Genomic DNA, 18,061 nt, shown 5'->3' with positions numbered 1-18,061 from the left:
TAACGCCACTCCATCAAACAGACTAAATCTTGTTACACCCGATTGGGATATTAGTATGCTGCTGGATCAGCAGTCTGGTCTGTCACTTCTAATGTATTAAGAAGGTTAGTTAGTAGGCTTGAAGCACCAAAACGGTAGTGCATGTTGTCTGCCCACTCAGCGCCTAATAGCTCATCAGCCATTGCTAGGTATAGTGCTGCATCTTCAGCAGTACGTACGCCACCAGCTGGTTTGAAACCAACTGTTTTAGCAACGCCCATGTCACGAATAACTTCAAGCATCATGCGCGCGTACTCTGGAGTCGCGTTTACTGGCACTTTACCTGTTGAAGTTTTGATGAAGTCTGCACCTGCTTCGATACAGATTTGAGAAGCTTTCTTGATCAGTGCTTCTTCTTTCAGTTCACCTGTTTCGATGATCACTTTAAGCGTGATGTCACCACAAGCTGCTTTACACTGTTTAACTAGCTCAAAGCCAACTTCTTCGTTGCCAGCAATAAGAGCACGGTATGGGAATACTACGTCAACTTCGTCTGCGCCGTACGCTACCGCTGCTTTTGTTTCTGCAACAGCAATTTCGATGTCGTCATTACCATGAGGGAAGTTAGTTACAGTCGCAATGCGTACTTCTGGAGTACCTTGCTCACGCAACGCTTTCTTAGCTGCTGGGATAAAGCGAGGGTAAATACAGATTGCAGCGGTGTTGCCTACTGCAGTCTTCGCGTCATGACAAAGCGCCACTACTTTTTCTGTAGTGTCATCGTCATTTAGCGTAGTTAGGTCCATAAGTTTAAGTGCACGTAGAGCTGCTGCTTTTAAATCGCTCATTTCTATCTCCGATCAATATATTCAAATAGTTAACTACTTCGCCCTCCATCCAGTATAGATGGATATTTTAGTAATGCTCAGTAGCCACAAATGAACGGACTTGGTTCCCTGAAGACTTGATAACTTTCGCTACCAATTGCAATCCTTGTCACCGCACAGTACCAGTTTGGTCTATGGCACAACAAATCAGTCATGTTGTGTCTAACATCTATAGCGTATCGCTAATTTTGGCTTAATCCCAGAAGAATAACGTTCGAGTTGATTTCGAGGTTACTTTCTTGCCAACAGAGACATCCTATCCCTTTAGCTTATACATTATAGGTATCCATCAATAAATTGTAGTGCTCCTTAGAACGCAAACGGTTTGTATCTCAAAAAAACATTCTAGACCCATTATCGACTTCAAGCTGATGCTTATGCTCATCTCAAAGAATCACTAGACCTAAAAACAAAAAAGCCCCGCAGCAATTTCTTGCTACGGGGCGATATTATTATGGCGTCTATATATCGATTTCTAACTAATTAGAAAGACAGGAAGAAGCCAGCAATTGTTGCTGCCATCAGGTTAGATAGAGTACCAGCAATTACCGCTTTAACACCCATACGTGCGATGTCGTGGCGACGGCTTGGTGCAATACCACCTAGACCACCTAGAAGAATCGCAATTGAAGAAAGGTTTGCGAAACCACATAGTGCGAATGCGATGATAGCTTGAGTCTTCTCAGACATCACTTGACCAGTTGCTGCAACAACTTGAGCGTTTTCACCAACGTATGGTACGAAGTTTAGGTATGCAACGAATTCGTTAACAACTGTCTTCTGACCAATGAAAGAACCAGCGATAGTTGCTTCTTCCCATGGAACACCAATGATGAATGCTAGCGGTGCGAAGATCCAACCTAGAAGAAGTTCTAGAGTTAGGTTTTCCATACCGAACCAACCACCGATGCCACCTAGGATACCGTTGATTAGAGCAATTAGACCGATGAATGCTAGTAGCATTGCACCAACGTTAAGTGCTAGTTGTAGACCAACTGATGCGCCACCTGCTGCTGCGTCGATAACGTTAGCTGGTTTGTCATCGCCACCGTCCATTTCGTCAGCGATGTTGTCGTCTGGCGTATCTGTTTCAGGCTTGATGATTTTAGCGAATAGTAGACCACCAGGTGCTGCCATGAATGATGCTGCAACTAGGTACTCTAGAGGTACACCCATAGATGCGTAACCTGCTAGTACACCACCAGCTACAGAAGCCAAACCACCACACATTACTGCGAATAGTTCAGAGTTAGTCATTTTAGGAACAAATGGACGAACAACTAGAGGTGCTTCAGTTTGACCAACGAAGATGTTTGCTGCTGCAGACATAGACTCGGCGCGAGAAGTACCTAGAGCTTTCTGAAGACCACCACCAAGAACTTTGATTACAATTTGCATAACACCAATGTAGTAAAGTACAGAGATAAGTGCAGAGAAGAAAATCAGAGTTGGTAGTACTTGGAAAGCAAAGATGAAACCGATACCGTCAACTGAAAAGTTAACTAGGCTGCCGAATAGGAAACCAGTACCGTCTTTACCGTAGTCGATCACGTTTGCTACACCAGCAGAGAAACCTGCAAGTAGATCACGACCCCAAGGGATGTAAAGTACGAATGCACCAAGTGCGAATTGGATAGCGAAAGCGCCACCCACTGTTCTTAGATTAATAGCTTTGCGGTTGTCAGATAGTAGTACTGCGATTGCGATCAGTGCAACCATTCCGACTAGGCTCATAAACAGGCTCATAGTTTATGACTTCCTTATTAGTTATTTATTGGCGTGTTACAAAATGGGGCTATAAAGCGGAGGCAATTATACTCATGCGACCACTAATAAAGTAATGCCGTCCTCACACTTTCGTAGAAGATTCATGTACCATTCACACGCAAATGTGACCCAAATCACAAGCTCAGTGCAATTTACGCAAACGATAAACAAAAACCTTCGATTTTATTCACATATACCGAATGCGCGATGGCTATTTTGCCAAATTTGCGCTGCAATCGATTGCTTTGGCTCTTTTCTAAGCAAAAAAAGTTCATTTAAGATCGTAACTAAATATTTGGAATGATTAACATTTCCTTGGTTTCCATACATGGGCATGTCCGGAGCATCCGTTTCCAATACCAGACATTCAAGGGGCAATTTTGCGATGGTTGTGCGTGTTTTTTGCGCTCTTGGGTAAGTTATCGTTCCACCGACGCCAATATAGAAACCGAGCTTGATCCACGCCAAAGCTTGCTGTTCACTCCCAGAAAAACCGTGAATCACACCACCTAAGGTGAACTTATGCTGCTTTATTAGCTCGATAAGTCGGTTGTAAGACTTCCTCTCATGGATGATTAAAGGCAGGTCAAACTCCTTCGCAAGCTCCATTTGTTGGATGAAAAAGCGCTCTTGTTTCTCTCGTTCAACGTCCACAAAAAAGTCGAGCCCGCACTCACCTATCGCGACACATTGGCTGTTTTTTGAAGCGAGTAATTGGCGAAGTTCCGAAAATTGTTCGTCATTGGCCGGTTCTAAAAAGTAAGGATGGAAGCCTAATGCATAGTAAATATTGGGGTGAGATTGAGCGATTTCATCGAGCTTCCTCCAGTTACGTTGGCCGATAGAAGGGATGATTAACTTCTCGACTTGCGCTTGTTTCGCTTCTTTAAGATAGCCATCAATAGTTTGATCAGGTGTAAAACCTTGCTCAAACGCCTCAAAATCCGCGTGGCAATGAGTATCAAACAGCGGAAAGTCACTTATTTGCTGTGTCATCTTCCCTACTCTCTGTTTGTTTCCCTTGAGGATCACGGCGATAAGCAACACAACTGCGCTTGTTCTCAGGCGTTAACCCAAGCTCTTCACACCACTTATCGTATCTTTTAACCCAAGTTTTTATCCAACCCAACATAACTGCCTCTAACCTCAGCCTTTAAACCTCAAATAAAACGCATTAAAAAACGCCTATTGCAGAACAATAGACGTTTTTGTTTAACTCTAATAGATCGCGGAGAAATTAGTGCTCGCGCGTCGCTCGGAATTGAACTTCAGGGAAACGTTCAGAAGCTAGGTTCAAGTTCACCATAGTTGGTGCGATGTAAGACAGGTTGTCACCGCCATCTAGCGCTAGGTTAGATTGGTTCTTACGTTTGAACTCTTCCAGTTTCTTAGCGTCGTCACACTCAACCCAGCGAGCTGTTGCAACGTTAACACCTTCGTAGATAGCTTCTACGTTGTATTCCGCTTTCAAGCGCGCTACAACCACGTCGAACTGAAGTACACCAACCGCACCAACGATCAGATCGTTGTTCTGCATAGGACGGAATACTTGTACTGCGCCCTCTTCTGAAAGCTGAACTAATCCTTTTAGAAGTTGCTTCTGCTTCAGTGGATCGCGTAGACGGATACGACGGAATAGCTCAGGTGCGAAGTTAGGAATACCAGCGAACTTAAGGCTCTCACCTTGAGTAAAGGTATCACCAATCTGGATAGTACCGTGGTTATGTAGACCGATAATATCACCCGCGTATGCTTTTTCAGCACGTGCACGGTCACCCGCCATAAAGGTTACCGCATCAGAGATACTTACACTCTTGCCTGTACGAACATGGTTCATCTTCATACCTTGGTTGTAAGTACCCGAAACGATACGCATGAATGCGATACGGTCACGGTGTTTAGGGTCCATGTTTGCTTGGATCTTGAAGACGAAACCAGAGAATTTCTCTTCTGTCGCTTCTACATCACGCTCATTCGCTTGGCGCGTTTGAGGTGCAGGAGCCCACTTCGTTAGACCATCAAGCATGTGGTCCACACCAAAGTTACCCAATGCAGTACCGAAGTAAACCGGCGTTAGCTCACCAGCAAGGAACAGTTCGTGATCAAACTCCGGACAAGCACCAATAACAAGCTCTAGTTCTTCACGTACGCTTTCCGCAAGATCAGCACCTACCGCTTCATCTAGCTCAGGGTTGTCCAAACCTTTAATGATGCGAACTTCTTGAATCTCATGACCGTGGCCAGATTCGTACAAGATCGTTTCGTCACGGTGAATATGGTAAACACCTTTAAACTCTTTACCACAACCGATTGGCCATGAGATTGGAGCACAGGCCATACCTAGCTCGCTTTCCACTTCATCAAGCACTTCCATCGGGTCACGAACATCACGGTCAAGTTTGTTCATAAACGTTACGATTGGAGTATCACGAAGACGTGTTACTTCCATCAGCTTACGAGTACGGTCTTCGACACCTTTAGCAGCATCGATAACCATCAAACAAGAATCAACCGCTGTTAGCGTACGGTACGTATCTTCCGAGAAATCTTCGTGTCCTGGAGTATCGAGTAGGTTTACTAGGCAATCATTGTATGGGAATTGCATTACCGACGTAGTTACCGAGATACCACGTTCTTTTTCCATCTCCATCCAGTCAGATTTAGCGTGCTGGTTAGAGCCACGGCCTTTTACGGTACCCGCTTTTTGAATCGCGTTTCCGAATAAAAGAACTTTTTCAGTAATCGTGGTTTTACCCGCATCCGGGTGAGAGATAATCGCAAACGTTCTACGTTTGCTCACTTCTTGTTGGAAAGACATAGTCGCCCTTTGCTGATCTAAAGCGTAAAAAGGGCAAGTAGATAATACTTGCCCTTGAATTCTGTGTGCGGATTATACAGAAAGCGTATCACTTTCTAAAGGGTCAGTTTACACCCTATTTTTTGGCTAATTTTGTGATTAGCTATCTAGTTAGCGAAAAGACGTAACATGACTAGCTAAAAGACATAAAAAGATAGCTCATAATGATGGCATCTTCGTTGCCTTGTTTAGTTGGATAGTAATTACGACGGCGATCAACTTCGTTGAAGCCTGCCTTTTCGTAAAGATTAAACGCGTTCACATTACTTTCGCGAACTTCCAGCCAAGCACTTTCCGCGTCAGCTTGCTCACACATATCAAGGAAATGTTCCGTTAACGCTTTTCCATACCCTTTGCCTTGCTGGCTTGGGTCTACCGCGATATTAAGCAATGTGACTTCGCCAACGATGTTTTGCGCGAAGAAATAGCCCACCACTTGTCCATCAACTTCAAGGACATGATGACAAGCGCCTCGGCTATCAAGATCTCGGATCATATTTTCAGACCAAGGGTGAGAATGCGCGGCCTGCTCTATCTTCCAAATGGCGTCTAGGTGTTGTTGTGAAGTCGGTAAAAATTGATTAGTCATAAGCACAAATTTGTTGCCATAAGTCGCGGCGGTGTTGGTTGTTACCGTTAATGTCAGACAGTAATGGCGATTGAAGTGTTTTAGCCTTCAGCTCTTGAGCCGACTCACAACCAGCAAACCATATCCACTCAACCGAACCTAAATCCACAGTAGACAAGTGTTGCGGTTGAAGGTGTAAAGCCTGAGATAAGTCGAGCTTGATACTTTTGAGTACTCGCTCAAACATCACGGCGAGATCTTCCTGAGGTTTTTCAGGCGAAACCAACAGTAACTTGCAATCGCTCGAGAGCGGAGTCAATTCAGATTCATAACCTGCTAAATGCTCTGGGTGACTTAGTTCCCATTGGCTAATGCCCATCTCATGTAGGTATTGCGCGTGTGTTTGTGACATATCTAGCTGTAGTAACCTTAAGTTTATTGGAGCCAAAGTTTATTGGAGCCAAAGTTTATTGAAACCAGAAGTTTGTTAGAACTAGTTTTGTGAAAGCTGCCTCTATTGAAAGAGCGCTTATTAGAGCAGGGCTGATACTAACAAAAAATAAAGGAGCATCAAGCTCCTTTATTTAGACTAAATCAGTTTGTATCTTGTTGCGTGATAAATCAGCTTATAAGTCGTTGAACTCAGGACTGTAAGCAATCTCACCAGAATGCCCTGCAAGCGCACCTTCAACTAACTCGATAGCTTGGAAAGCTCCTTCAGGTACATCCCAAGTGCAGCTCAAACCAAATTCACTCGCAGCCTTGAAACCAAAGCGACCGTAATAGGCAGGATCACCAAGCACGACACAGGCTGGGTAACCAAAATCAACCAAAGTAGAGAAAGCATCTTCAACCAGTGATTTAGCAATGCCTTGGTTGCGGAACTCTTCTTTCACAGCAAGTGGTGCAAGCCCCTGCCAGTTGTGATCGTCACCTTTAAGGGTAATTGGGCTAAACATCAGGTGACCAACCACCTCGCCTTCATCAGAACAAGCCACCAGCGATAGCGTTAAATGGCTATTCTCACGCAAGCTCATAACCAAGTTAGCTTCTGCATCTGTTTCAAAAACAGATTTCAATAAACGATCAATGACAAGTATATCTGCCGGTGCTTCAGTTCGAATAAGCATTCATTACCTCACTTTGTGTATCTGGGGATTGTACTCCCTTCTGCACAAAATCAGCTAATTGATTTAACAAAGTTTTCATAGGAGTCGGCAATAAGTCCAAATCTACGCTATCCATCAAGTTTTTAACTTCTAAACCGAGCTCGGTATCGCCTTCAATAGACAGTCTACGTTGGAAGAAAAGCGTATCTGGGTCTTCTTTACGCCCCGCAATCAACACAAGATCGTTAAGATTGCCGCTAAAGCTTACATCTTCAACCACCTCTTTATCAGCTACAACCAGTTGCTCATTTTTGTAGCTAATACACCAACTTAACCCCATGTCTTTTATTGAGACTTTCAGCCATTTGTCTTCTAAAAACTCAAAGTCACCGTCCTCTAAAGCTTCCTTGAATACATTCTTAAGCGCCTCCAATAAGGCTCTTTTTTGTACTGTTTTAGGCAATAACTGGACTGGAGATCGCAAAATTGATGCGGCATTTTGAACTAGTTGAGTGCGAATCTTGTTTATCACGTGACTTATCCGTAACTTTGTCAATAATATGGAATGCATCATAGATGATGTTGAGATCTCAGTTACTGTTATGTATCAAATTAACTTCTGTTTGATACTCGACCTTTAATATCCTGAAAATCACAGTTATAGTAACTCAGGTAATGAGAATTACAGCGGATCGCTGCACTCACAGGTAAATATCGATAGCCACACAAAAAGTAATAAATATTTATCGATAGTGAATATTCAAGCTCTTGGAGAATTGGTAGTACTTTGATGCCTCCCCAACAACTACAACATTGGTTTACCCAGCTAACTGCAAATAGTCCGTTCTTTTTTGCAGTACTTGATGCTCAACATAACTATTTTATGGTGAATGAGCGTTACTGCGATATTGCTGGTTTGAGTCAAACAGAGCTTGCAGGCATGAATGATCGCCAAACATTGGGCGAACAGTTCTACCAACATCTCAAGCCTTACTATGAGCGTGCATTCAGTGGCGAAACGATTGAGGCCGAAGTCACCCTCAACGAAACAGACCTCGATACCAGCCTTCATTTCAGCCTATCTCCGCTTACCAATGGCAACAAAACCGACTACATCGTCTTTCACGCCTTCGACACATCAGAAAACCAAGTACTTGTCCGTTCTTTAGAAGAATCCGAAGCCAAATTCCACAAACTATCTCAACTACTCCCTGACGGATTACTGCTCGTTGAAAGTGACTATATCTTGTCATCCAACCCAGCGGCAGCGCGCCTGCTTGGCTTTAACTCAACCACAGAGTTAATTGGCGAACAGCTGGGACGCCTATTTATCGATGAACAAACCAAAACAGTCTTCAATAATAACCTCAGCTCTATTATTTCTGAGTCTGGTTTGGTTTGCTTAACGGGTGCGCGATGCGGCTTTGAACGTAAGGTCCAGCTCAACATCGACTCCACCACCGTTCTTGGAAGCAACACTCAGCTGGTGCTTATTCAAGACGCACAAGAAACCGCAAAACAATACACACCAGCAAACAGTGAAGATGCCTACATAGATGCACTGACCAAACTCTACAATCGAGTTGGGTTTACTAAGCGTCTTGAGCAGTTCATTCACAACGATACGCCGGTGGTGATGCTCTACTTAGACATTGATAACTTTAAAAATATCAATGACTCACTTGGTCATCACATCGGTGACAAGGTGATTAAAGAGGTCGCTTCGCGTCTTAAACGCTTACTGCCTCGTAAGGCCGTGATTGGACATTTAGGCGGGGATGAGTTTGGTATTATCCTTCCAGAACCTGAACATCAGCGAACACCTGAAATGCTCGCTGAAAAGATCATTTCCCTGATCAATCAACCCTTCGATCTTCACCACTTTAGCAAGCGCTTAGCCTGCTCTATTGGTAGTGTGAGCTTTCCTCAAGATGGTACTGATGCTCGTATCTTGCTGCAAAATGCAGACACAGCAATGTATGAAGCGAAAGATCGTGGTCGTAATCGTCTGATCAAGTTCAACGAACAGATGAATAAAGAAGCGCGTATGCGACTGTGGCTTGAGATAGAGCTCCAAAAAGCACTGCAACAAAATGGACTTGAGGTTTGGTATCAACCGAAAGTGAATGCCCGTGATTTCACCATCAACGGCGCTGAAGCTCTGGTACGTTGGAAGCATCCTGTCGAAGGTTATATCAGTCCGGCCGCGTTCATTCCTGTGGCGGAACGAGCAGGGCTTATTGAACAACTTGGCCGAGTGGTAATGCGTGAAGTATTTGCTACGGTTAAGCGCTGGAAGATGCAAGGTATCCTTCCAGGTCGAGTGGCTATCAACCTTTCACCAGAACAGTTTGGTAACCCGAAACTGATTGATTACATGGAAAAGCTACTGCGTTCGACCGAGCTTGATCCAAGTGCGATTACGTTCGAGCTAACGGAAAGTGCGGTGATGAGTGATAGTGAACACACACTCCAAATGCTTAACGCCATCAAGAAACTTGGCTTTGCTCTCTCCATTGATGATTTTGGTACAGGTTACTCTTCACTGTCTTACCTTGCTCGCTTCCCAATTGATGAGCTTAAGATAGACCGTGCTTTCATCTCTGATATCGATACCCTACCAAAGCAAATCACCGTAATTGAAAACATCATCAACCTAGGTAAATCTCTCGATTTGACCGTGGTTGCTGAAGGTGTCGAAACCAGTGAGCAAGCAACTCTGCTATCGAACCTCAACTGTAGTTCGATTCAAGGCTTCCACTTCTACCGTCCGCAACCAAAACAAGATGTCGAAGAGTTGTTTGCCCAAAACCGCCGTCATAAGAACTAATCAAGTACCTCATATTTAAACCAAGCCAACATGTAAAACGGTCACTCGTCAGTACCTCAAACGGAGTAAAAGCAGATTTATCCATCTAAACCTGCCTTACATCAATTCCGTCATTCACAATTCTTCATAAAATGCTCGCTTCAACTTAATTCTACTGGTAGTGAGCAAATGGAACTCTTATGCCCAGCGGGTAACTTACCTGCTTTGAAAACCGCTATTGATTGTGGTGCGGATGCTGTCTATATCGGATTCAAAGACGATACCAATGCCCGACACTTTGCAGGCCTAAACTTTGCGGGTAAAAAGCTCGATCGTGCTGTGCAGTATGTGCATGACCACAACAAGAAAATTCATGTTGCCCTAAATACGTTTGCTCACCCAAATGGCTTCGACCGTTGGACTAATGCCGTAGACAACGCCGCTGCTCTGGGTGTTGATGCGCTGATCATCGCAGACATCGCGGTGCTTGAGTACGCAGCAAATAAGTATCCAGATCTCGAACTGCACCTATCAGTGCAAGCATCTGCGACCAATGCGGCGGCTATCGACTTCTACCATAAAAACTTCAACGTTAAGCGTGTCGTACTACCGCGTGTGTTGTCGATTCATCAGGTCAAACAGCTTTCTCGTAACATCACTTCTGACGTTGACCTTGAAGTATTCGCTTTTGGTAGCTTGTGCATCATGGCAGAAGGCCGTTGCTACCTCTCTTCATACATGACAGGCGAATCACCAAATACTGTTGGTGCTTGTTCTCCGGCGAAATACGTTCGCTGGCAAGAAACAGAAACTGGCCTCGAATCTCGCTTGAACGAAATCCTTATCGATAAATATGAAGCAGGTGAAAACGCAGGTTACCCAACGCTGTGTAAAGGCCGCTTTGAAGCAGATATCGATGGTGAACGTAAGCGCTATCACGCACTTGAAGAGCCAACCAGCCTCAACACGCTATCCATGTTGCCTGAGCTTTTCGCGGCGAACGTTGCCTCAGTGAAGATTGAAGGTCGCCAACGCAGCCCGGCTTATGTTGAACAAGTCACTCGTACGTGGCGTGCAGCTATCGATCGCTACTTAGTGAACCCAGAACAATACCAAGTGGAACAAGCTTGGAATGCGACACTGGCGAATGTATCTGAAGGTACACAAACCACGCTTGGCGCTTATCACCGTAAATGGCAATAGAGCCAAATGGAGAACTCAATGAAATACGCATTAGGCCCTCTACTTTATTTTTGGCCAAAACAAGACGTTGAAAGCTTCTATGAGCAAGCGAAATCAAGCTCAGCCGATATCATCTACCTAGGTGAAGCGGTGTGTTCAAAGCGTCGTGAGATGAAAGCGAAACACTGGATGGACATTGCTAAAGAGCTGTCGGCTTCAGGTAAGCAAGTCGTACTTTCCACCATGGCATTGCTAGAAGCACCAAGCGAAGTCAACATCATGAAGAAGTACATCGATAACGGTGACTTTGCGATCGAAGCCAATGATGTGTCTGCTATTCAACTGGCCAGCGAAAGCAAAGTACCTTTCGTGGTTGGCCCGGCAGTAAACACCTACAACGCACGCACCCTGAACCTGTTCTTGAAACAAGGTATGACGCGTTGGTGTATGCCGGTTGAGCTTTCTCGCGAATGGCTAAGCAACGTAATGACCCAGTGCGAAGAGCTAAATATTCGTAACAAGTTCGAAGTTGAAGTGTTTAGCCACGGCTACCTGCCGCTTGCTTACTCAGCACGCTGCTTTACCGCTCGCGCTGAAAACAAAGCTAAAGACGATTGCGAAACCTGCTGTATCAAGTACCCAACAGGGCTACAAGTAGAAAGCCAAGAGGGCCAATCAGTCTTCAACCTTAACGGTATTCAGACGCAATCAGGCTACTGCTACAACCTAGTCAACGATTTGCCAAATATGCACGACTTGGTTGATGTGGTTCGTTTAAGCCCACTCGGCATCGATACCTTCTCTGAAATCAATAACTTCAGAGCGAACGAGCAAGGTCAAAAACCGATGAAGATTGAAAGCCGCCAATGTAATGGTTACTGGCATCAGCTTGCAGGTTTAGACGTTAAGAACATCTAGTTCCTCGCATTGGACTAACCAGCAACAGATACAAAAAAGGTCTAGCGTTCGCTAGACCTTTTTAATGCGACTTAAGAAACACGGCCTATGCCGTCGCTGTTTCCATCGGTGAGGCATCGAGCTTCTTTATATCTTTGTAGAGCATCACCATCACCACCACACTTAGCGCGATGTTAGACAGTGGGTACGCAATCCAGATCCCCGGCACACCATACAACTTAGGCATAATGTACAAGAACGGTAGTTGGATAAGCATATTACCTATAGTCACAAACATCGCCTTGCTGCCCTTGTTCACCGCTTGATAGTAAGCAGCTGCGACTACCAAGAAGCCATCCAGCGCCAGTGCAAACATGTGAAGGCGAATACCCAACACGGTGTACTCAACCAACTGAGGTTCGTCTGAGTTAAATACTGATACAAACTCACGTGGGAACGCATTGAGAAGCAGCACGAACGCCACACCAATCAATACCGAACTCATCATCGCAATCTTAAGTAGCTTGCGGATGTTTGCTTGGTTACGCGCACCATGGTTGTAGCTCACCAATGGTTGCATGCCGTTGGCGATACCTTCAGCCGTGAGATAATAAACCGTCACGATGTAGCCCAAAATCGCGTAAGCACCGATCATCAACTGGTCGCCATATTGAGAGAACAACGCATTGTGCAACGCCACCATCATCGAACCATAAGCGTACATAAAGAAGCTTGATGTACCAATGGCGAAGATTTGTGGAATCACATCCAGCTTCAATCTCAACTCATTCCAACGTAAACGTAGGTTTGCTCGACGCGAGAAGAAGTAAGCCAAGCCGAGAGCCGTTACTACAAACTGGGCAATCGCTGTTGCTAATGCTGCACCCATCAACTCCCAGCCATAGAGAGCGATAAACAGGTAATCGAGCACGATATTAATCACCGCACCAACGATCATCAGTATCGTCGCTAAGTTCGGACTGTCATCGTTACGCAGTAGAAACGGCATCGCGATCGAACCTAGCGTGAAGACACTAGCACCAATCAGAATGTGTAAGTACTGCAGACCAAGTTCATACACTCGCCCTTCAGCGCCCTGCCAAAGCAAGAAGTTATCAGCAAACAAGAACAGCAATGCAGAGACAATAGGCGTTATCGCTAACAACAAGGTTAAGCCCGTTGCTAAGATCTGCTTAGCGCCTTGAGTATCTTTTTCACCTTGGCGAATCGAGACAAGCGCACCTGTGCCCACACCCACCAACATACCAATACCAAGAATCGAACCAATCACAGGCCACGCAACATTGATACCTGCAAGTCCATCAGCCCCCACATAGCGGCCAATGAAGATGCCATCCACCACTTGGTACAGGCCATTAACCAACATGGCCGCCACGGTAGGGATTGTGTATCGCCAAAATTGACGACTAATTGAGTTACTCATTTCTTACTCTACTTTCATTTGTGAGTCGCATATCAACAAGATATGACTCGAAAAATTAGTTAACAAGGCTAACTAAATATCTAAATTATTTACTTTAAAGCTTTATTTAATAATAGGTTTAACTGCTGAGATTCTTGCTCAGACAAACGGCTTTCCAGTATCTGTGCCATGACCTGATAGATCTTACTTTCTTCTTCCAAGCCGACTTCCGCTTTGCTGGTCAGTACGACCAACTTAGACCTCGCATCTTCGAGCGAAGCTTTACGCTCAACGAGACCTTTTCTCTCTAACCTTTGAACCATAGTAGTTGCTGAAGGCTTGGTTACTTGCATTTCAATCGCCAGATCTGTCAATCGGATCGGTTCAGGAGAGGCTTGAATGACCTTCAAATAGTCATATTCATTGAAGCTCAATTGGCAAATAGGATCTTCATTTACCTGAGTGCGCCATATCTTAGAGGCGAAGCGCTCAATCTTTTCTAAATTCTGGTTCAGCATACTCACCTAATCAAAGAATAGCATTTAGTTAGCAAGGCTAACTATTTTAGTGTTATTTAAATAAAAAGCAATCAAAACGAGATGAAGATCATAAAAAAGGAGCATAAAAAAACCGCTGACAGACAGCGGCTTTTCGGAATCAAAATGTGTTGCTTACTTAGCGTTGGCTTCTTCTTCGGCCTCAGCCAGCTTAACTTGCGCTAAGTGCTCAGCTTTAAGTGTGGTGAAGATACGGCTTAACTCTAAGAAAGAGTAACGATGTTCTACGTATTCATACACGTTAAAAGAAACCGCTAACTTGTACAAAGAGATAGCATTCGCGTAATCACCATTCATATGGTAACGCTTAGCAAGGTAGAAGTACGTCTCTGTTAGACGCTGCGCAAGTAACGTGTTGTCACGAGTACCGGTTAAGATCGCCTTGAAAGCCTGCTCTTCAGTAATGTCATCAAGCATAATCGCGACTAATACCCAACCCCACTGCTCATCACGGCTCTCGTAACGTTTTTGCAAATCAAGCTTAGCCTGCTCTGGCGTCAGCTCATGCTGAATGATGTACAACCACAGAGCGCGAAACGGATCGCTAGGATCGTCGGCATAGTGCTTCATCATCTCTTCATTGGCTAAGTCGTAACGCTCGCCATAGTAAAGCGCGATAGAGCGGTTCCTTTCTGCGTAAGAGTTTGCAGGATCAAGCTCTAACGTAGAATCAAAAGATTCATAAGCCGCATCAAACTCCCCTACCTGCGTAAAGTAAACACCCAAAAGATTGAAGATATCAGGTTGAGCAGGGTTCAATGAAAGAGATTGGTTGAAGTCGAGACGCGCGAGATCACGCAGGCCAACACTGTCGTAGTAGTTACCACGTTCAAACAGCATCTTAGCTCGAACTTCATCGTTCAAATCTGGGCGCTGTAATAACTGACTAAGACGTGCAATTTGAACTTCTTGCTGAACGCTTGGTTGCAGTGGCACAGCCATCGGTGGATAAACCCAACTTGAGGTGTTATCTGATGTTGTCGCACAACCTGTTAGTACAAGCAGTAAACACATACTCGCGGTTTGAAACCATTTCACAAATAATTACTCCTGTTATGACCGCAATAAAAAAGGGGAGCGATATGCTCCCCTTTATAACATGCTTTGTTGACGATAGGTTAGAAATCACTAAAAAGCGATATCACCATCGACACACTGAGAATTACTCAGCAGCAGGTGCTTCGCCTTCAGCTGGCGTTTCAACTGCTTCTTTCATGCTTAGACGTACACGGCCTTGACGGTCAATTTCAAGAACCTTAACAGGAACTTCTTGACCTTCAGTTAGGTAGTCAGACACTTTCTCAACGCGCTTGTCAGCGATTTGAGAGATGTGTACTAGACCATCTTTACCTGGAAGGATAGTAACGAATGCACCGAAGTCAGCTAGACGAGCAACTTTACCTTGGTAAATGCGGCCAACTTCAACTTCAGCTGTGATCTCTTCGATACGACGGATAGCTTCTTTAGCAGCTGCGCCTTCAGTAGCAGCAATCTTGATTGTGCCATCGTCTTCGATTTCGATTGTAGTACCAGTTTCTTCACAAAGAGCACGGATAACTGCGCCGCCTTTACCGATAACATCTTTGATCTTATCAGAGCTGATTTTCATTGTGTGGATACGTGGAGCGAATTCAGAGATATCTTCACGAGCACCAGAGATAGCTTCATCCATTACAGAAAGGATGTGCTTACGTGCACCTTGCGCTTGGTTAAGTGCAATTTGCATGATCTCTTTAGTGATACCTTCGATCTTGATGTCCATTTGAAGTGCAGTGATACCAGCGTTAGTACCTGCTACTTTAAAGTCCATGTCACCTAGGTGATCTTCGTCGCCAAGGATGTCAGAAAGAACAACGAAATCGTCGCCTTCTTTAACAAGACCCATTGCGATACCCGCAACAGAAGCTTTGATTGGAACACCAGCATCCATAAGAGCTAGAGATGTACCACATACAGAAGCCATTGAAGAAGAACCGTTAGATTCTGTGATTTCCGATACAACACGAACTGTGTATGGGAATTCTTCAACAGAAGGCATTACTGCTTGGATACCACGTTTAGCAAGCTTACCGTGACCAATTTCACGACGCTTAGGAGAACCAACGAAACCAGTTTCACCTACACAGTATGGAGGGAAGTTGTAGTGTAGAAGGAAGTTGTCTTTCTTCTCACCCATCAGGCTGTCGATGATTTGAGCATCACGTTGTGTGCCAAGCGTTGCAGTAACAAGTGCTTGAGTTTCACCACGAGTGAATAGAGAAGAACCGTGTGTACGTGGAAGAACACCAGTACGTACGTCTAGCGCACGAACCATGTCTTTTTCACGGCCATCGATACGTGGGTTGCCAGCGATGATGCGGCTACGTACTACGTTTTTCTCTAGAGAACCAAGCATGCCGCGGATTTCGCGCTCATCTAGGTTTTCGTCTTGTGCAATTAGAGCTTCAACAACGTCGTTCTTGATTACGCCAACTTGCTCGTAACGAGCCATTTTCTCAGTGATCTGGTACGCGTCAGATAGACGAGTTTCAGCAAGTTCAGCAACTTGAGCTTTAAGCTCAGTGTTAACTGCTGGTGCTTCCCAGTTCCAAGATGGAGTTGCAACTTCAGCAGCAAACTCGTTGATTGCTTTGATTACAACTTGTTGTTGGTCGTGACCGTAAACAACAGCTGAAAGCATTTCTTCTTCAGATAGGTTATCTGCTTCAGATTCAACCATAAGTACTGCGCCTTCTGTACCAGACACAACTAGGTCTAGTTTAGAGTTTTCAAGCTCAGTATTTGATGGGTTAAGAACAAGTTCGCCGTCGATGTGACCAACACGTGCAGCACCGATAGGACCATTGAATGGAGCACCAGAGATAGCAAGCGCAGCAGATGTTGCGATCATAGTGATCATGTCTGGGTTTACGTCAGGGTTGATAGAAACAACCGTAGCGATAACTTGAACTTCGTTTTTAAACGCACTTGGGAAAAGTGGACGAATTGGACGGTCAATCAGACGAGCTGTTAGTGTTTCGCCTTCAGATGGACGACCTTCACGCTTGAAGAAACCACCAGGGATTTTACCCGCAGCGTATGTACGCTCTTGGTAGTTTACTGTTAGTGGGAAGAAGTCTTGACCTGCAACTGCTTCTTTCTTAGCAACAACAGAAACGAATACTGAAGTATCGTCCATAGTCGCCATTACAGCAGCAGTAGCTTGACGTGCAATTACGCCCGTTTCTAGAGTAACGGTGTGGTTACCGTACTGGAACGATTTTACAACTGGTTTTTCAAACATTGTATATCCTTAGCTCTAAAGTCAGACTTTAGATTAAGTGAATAATGACTCAAGACATTACCAATCGCGACTAGTGAAAAGGGACTTAGGATGGTGACTCTTTGTATGTGTTCATACGCCGAATTAAGACCAAATCCGCCTTTGAATAGTCGCGACCTATTGGCCGACATCTGTGACTGTAATCTCTTGAGAGGTTGATTGCCAAACGCTGAAAACGCTATAGGCGGGCGTAGTATAAACTATTTTTATTAGGAGATATATTTCCTATCAGAAAAAGCCAGATGATATTCTGAGCATCCAGCCTAGCATTTTCTTACAGGCACAAAAAAAGGAGCATAAATGCTCCTTTTCTTCAAACTGTCTTTGCAGACATCGCTATTAGCGACGTAGGCCTAGACGCTTGATTAGGTCTTGGTAACGAGCAAGGTTTTTGCCTTTCAAGTAATCAAGAAGCTTACGACGGCTAGAAACCATACGTAGTAGACCACGACGGCTGTGGTGATCGTGTTTGTGCGCTTTGAAGTGACCTTGTAGGTGGTTGATAGAAGCAGTAAGTAGTGCTACTTGTACTTCTGGTGAACCTGTGTCGCCTTCAGATTGTGCGTATTCTGCAACGATTGCTGCTTTAGTTTCTGCATTCAGAGACATAATTCTCTCCTGATAAGAGTAAGTTTATATTTGTAGCAGCCAATCTCTGATTCAGCCGCTACGCGAGCCGAGGATTATAGGGAAGTTTGTCAGTT

At 44.6% G+C, this 18,061-nt stretch carries 17 protein-coding genes; 3 read left to right on the top strand and 14 right to left on the bottom strand.

Features of this window, described 5'->3' with window-relative positions; translation table 11 throughout:
• Positions 1-50: 50 nt before the first annotated feature.
• The 9 genes from deoC to AB4323_RS11870 form a co-directional block, all read right to left on the bottom strand.
• Positions 51-827, bottom strand: a complete 777-nt coding sequence (gene deoC / locus AB4323_RS11910) for a deoxyribose-phosphate aldolase (protein ID WP_010436196.1) — start codon at positions 825-827, stop codon at positions 51-53.
• 522 nt (positions 828-1,349) lie between these two features.
• Entirely contained in the window at positions 1,350-2,612 is a 1,263-nt protein-coding gene (locus AB4323_RS11905; protein WP_017058833.1) for a NupC/NupG family nucleoside CNT transporter, read from the bottom strand.
• Between the two features lie 204 nt (positions 2,613-2,816).
• Positions 2,817-3,629: a TatD family hydrolase gene (locus AB4323_RS11900; protein WP_102319908.1), complete on the bottom strand. Its 813-nt coding sequence runs from the start codon at positions 3,627-3,629 to the stop codon at positions 2,817-2,819.
• Positions 3,610-3,765 carry a DUF5363 family protein gene (locus tag AB4323_RS11895; RefSeq protein ID WP_157938685.1) on the bottom strand — a complete coding sequence of 52 codons (156 nt, stop codon included), beginning with the start codon at positions 3,763-3,765 and terminating at the stop codon, positions 3,610-3,612. The genes AB4323_RS11900 and AB4323_RS11895 overlap by 20 nt, the downstream gene beginning before the upstream one ends.
• A gap of 105 nt (positions 3,766-3,870) precedes the next feature.
• Complete coding sequence (prfC, locus tag AB4323_RS11890) at positions 3,871-5,451, bottom strand: peptide chain release factor 3 (RefSeq protein ID WP_017059244.1); 1,581 nt, start codon at positions 5,449-5,451, stop codon at positions 3,871-3,873.
• Positions 5,452-5,623: 172 nt separating this feature from the next.
• Positions 5,624-6,079: a ribosomal protein S18-alanine N-acetyltransferase gene (rimI, locus tag AB4323_RS11885; RefSeq protein ID WP_017063281.1), complete on the bottom strand. Its 456-nt coding sequence runs from the start codon at positions 6,077-6,079 to the stop codon at positions 5,624-5,626.
• Entirely contained in the window at positions 6,072-6,470 is a 399-nt protein-coding gene (locus AB4323_RS11880; protein ID WP_372152545.1) for a DNA polymerase III subunit psi, read from the bottom strand. The genes rimI and AB4323_RS11880 overlap by 8 nt, the downstream gene beginning before the upstream one ends.
• Before the next feature lie 214 nt (positions 6,471-6,684).
• Positions 6,685-7,188: a GNAT family N-acetyltransferase gene (locus AB4323_RS11875; RefSeq protein ID WP_017059241.1), complete on the bottom strand. Its 504-nt coding sequence runs from the start codon at positions 7,186-7,188 to the stop codon at positions 6,685-6,687.
• The gene (locus AB4323_RS11870; RefSeq protein WP_029235120.1) at positions 7,172-7,699 is read right to left on the bottom strand and encodes an SCP2 domain-containing protein; all 528 of its coding nucleotides are present in this window, start codon (positions 7,697-7,699) and stop codon (positions 7,172-7,174) included. The genes AB4323_RS11875 and AB4323_RS11870 overlap by 17 nt, the downstream gene beginning before the upstream one ends.
• 258 nt (positions 7,700-7,957) lie before the next feature.
• Here AB4323_RS11870 and AB4323_RS11865 point away from each other — a divergent pair, with 258 nt between their 5' ends.
• From AB4323_RS11865 to AB4323_RS11850, 3 genes are all read left to right on the top strand, one after another.
• Positions 7,958-9,997, top strand: coding sequence for a bifunctional diguanylate cyclase/phosphodiesterase (locus AB4323_RS11865; RefSeq protein WP_017059239.1), 2,040 nt, complete (start codon positions 7,958-7,960; stop codon positions 9,995-9,997).
• A 168-nt stretch (positions 9,998-10,165) separates the two neighbouring features.
• Positions 10,166-11,179 (top strand): peptidase U32 family protein, encoded by a 1,014-nt coding sequence (locus AB4323_RS11855; protein WP_408063678.1) that lies wholly within the window; start codon positions 10,166-10,168, stop codon positions 11,177-11,179.
• Between the two features lie 18 nt (positions 11,180-11,197).
• Entirely contained in the window at positions 11,198-12,076 is an 879-nt protein-coding gene (locus tag AB4323_RS11850) for a U32 family peptidase (protein ID WP_017059237.1), read from the top strand.
• Positions 12,077-12,161: 85 nt separating this feature from the next.
• Here the strand turns inward: AB4323_RS11850 and AB4323_RS11845 are convergent, their stop codons facing one another.
• The 5 genes from AB4323_RS11845 to rpsO all read right to left on the bottom strand — a co-directional run bounded on the left by AB4323_RS11845 (position 12,162) and on the right by rpsO (position 17,966).
• The gene (locus tag AB4323_RS11845; protein ID WP_372152543.1) at positions 12,162-13,499 is read right to left on the bottom strand and encodes an MATE family efflux transporter; all 1,338 of its coding nucleotides are present in this window, start codon (positions 13,497-13,499) and stop codon (positions 12,162-12,164) included.
• A gap of 89 nt (positions 13,500-13,588) precedes the next feature.
• Positions 13,589-13,996: a MarR family winged helix-turn-helix transcriptional regulator gene (locus tag AB4323_RS11840; RefSeq protein WP_017056675.1), complete on the bottom strand. Its 408-nt coding sequence runs from the start codon at positions 13,994-13,996 to the stop codon at positions 13,589-13,591.
• Between the two features lie 153 nt (positions 13,997-14,149).
• On the bottom strand, positions 14,150-15,073 hold the full coding sequence (nlpI, locus tag AB4323_RS11835) for a lipoprotein NlpI (protein WP_017059235.1): 924 nt from the start codon (positions 15,071-15,073) through the stop codon (positions 14,150-14,152).
• Between the two features lie 124 nt (positions 15,074-15,197).
• Entirely contained in the window at positions 15,198-17,318 is a 2,121-nt protein-coding gene (pnp, locus tag AB4323_RS11830; RefSeq protein WP_017059234.1) for a polyribonucleotide nucleotidyltransferase, read from the bottom strand.
• A gap of 378 nt (positions 17,319-17,696) precedes the next feature.
• Positions 17,697-17,966: a 30S ribosomal protein S15 gene (gene rpsO, locus AB4323_RS11825; protein WP_010436144.1), complete on the bottom strand. Its 270-nt coding sequence runs from the start codon at positions 17,964-17,966 to the stop codon at positions 17,697-17,699.
• Between the last annotated feature and the right edge of the window lie 95 nt (positions 17,967-18,061).

This window comes from Vibrio sp. 10N.261.52.C11, from assembly GCF_041471405.1.
In the GTDB taxonomy this organism is placed as follows: domain Bacteria; phylum Pseudomonadota; class Gammaproteobacteria; order Enterobacterales; family Vibrionaceae; genus Vibrio; species Vibrio crassostreae_C.
The sequence above is the reverse complement of the archived record's forward strand: the minus strand, read 5'-3'. Positions and strand labels throughout refer to the sequence as shown.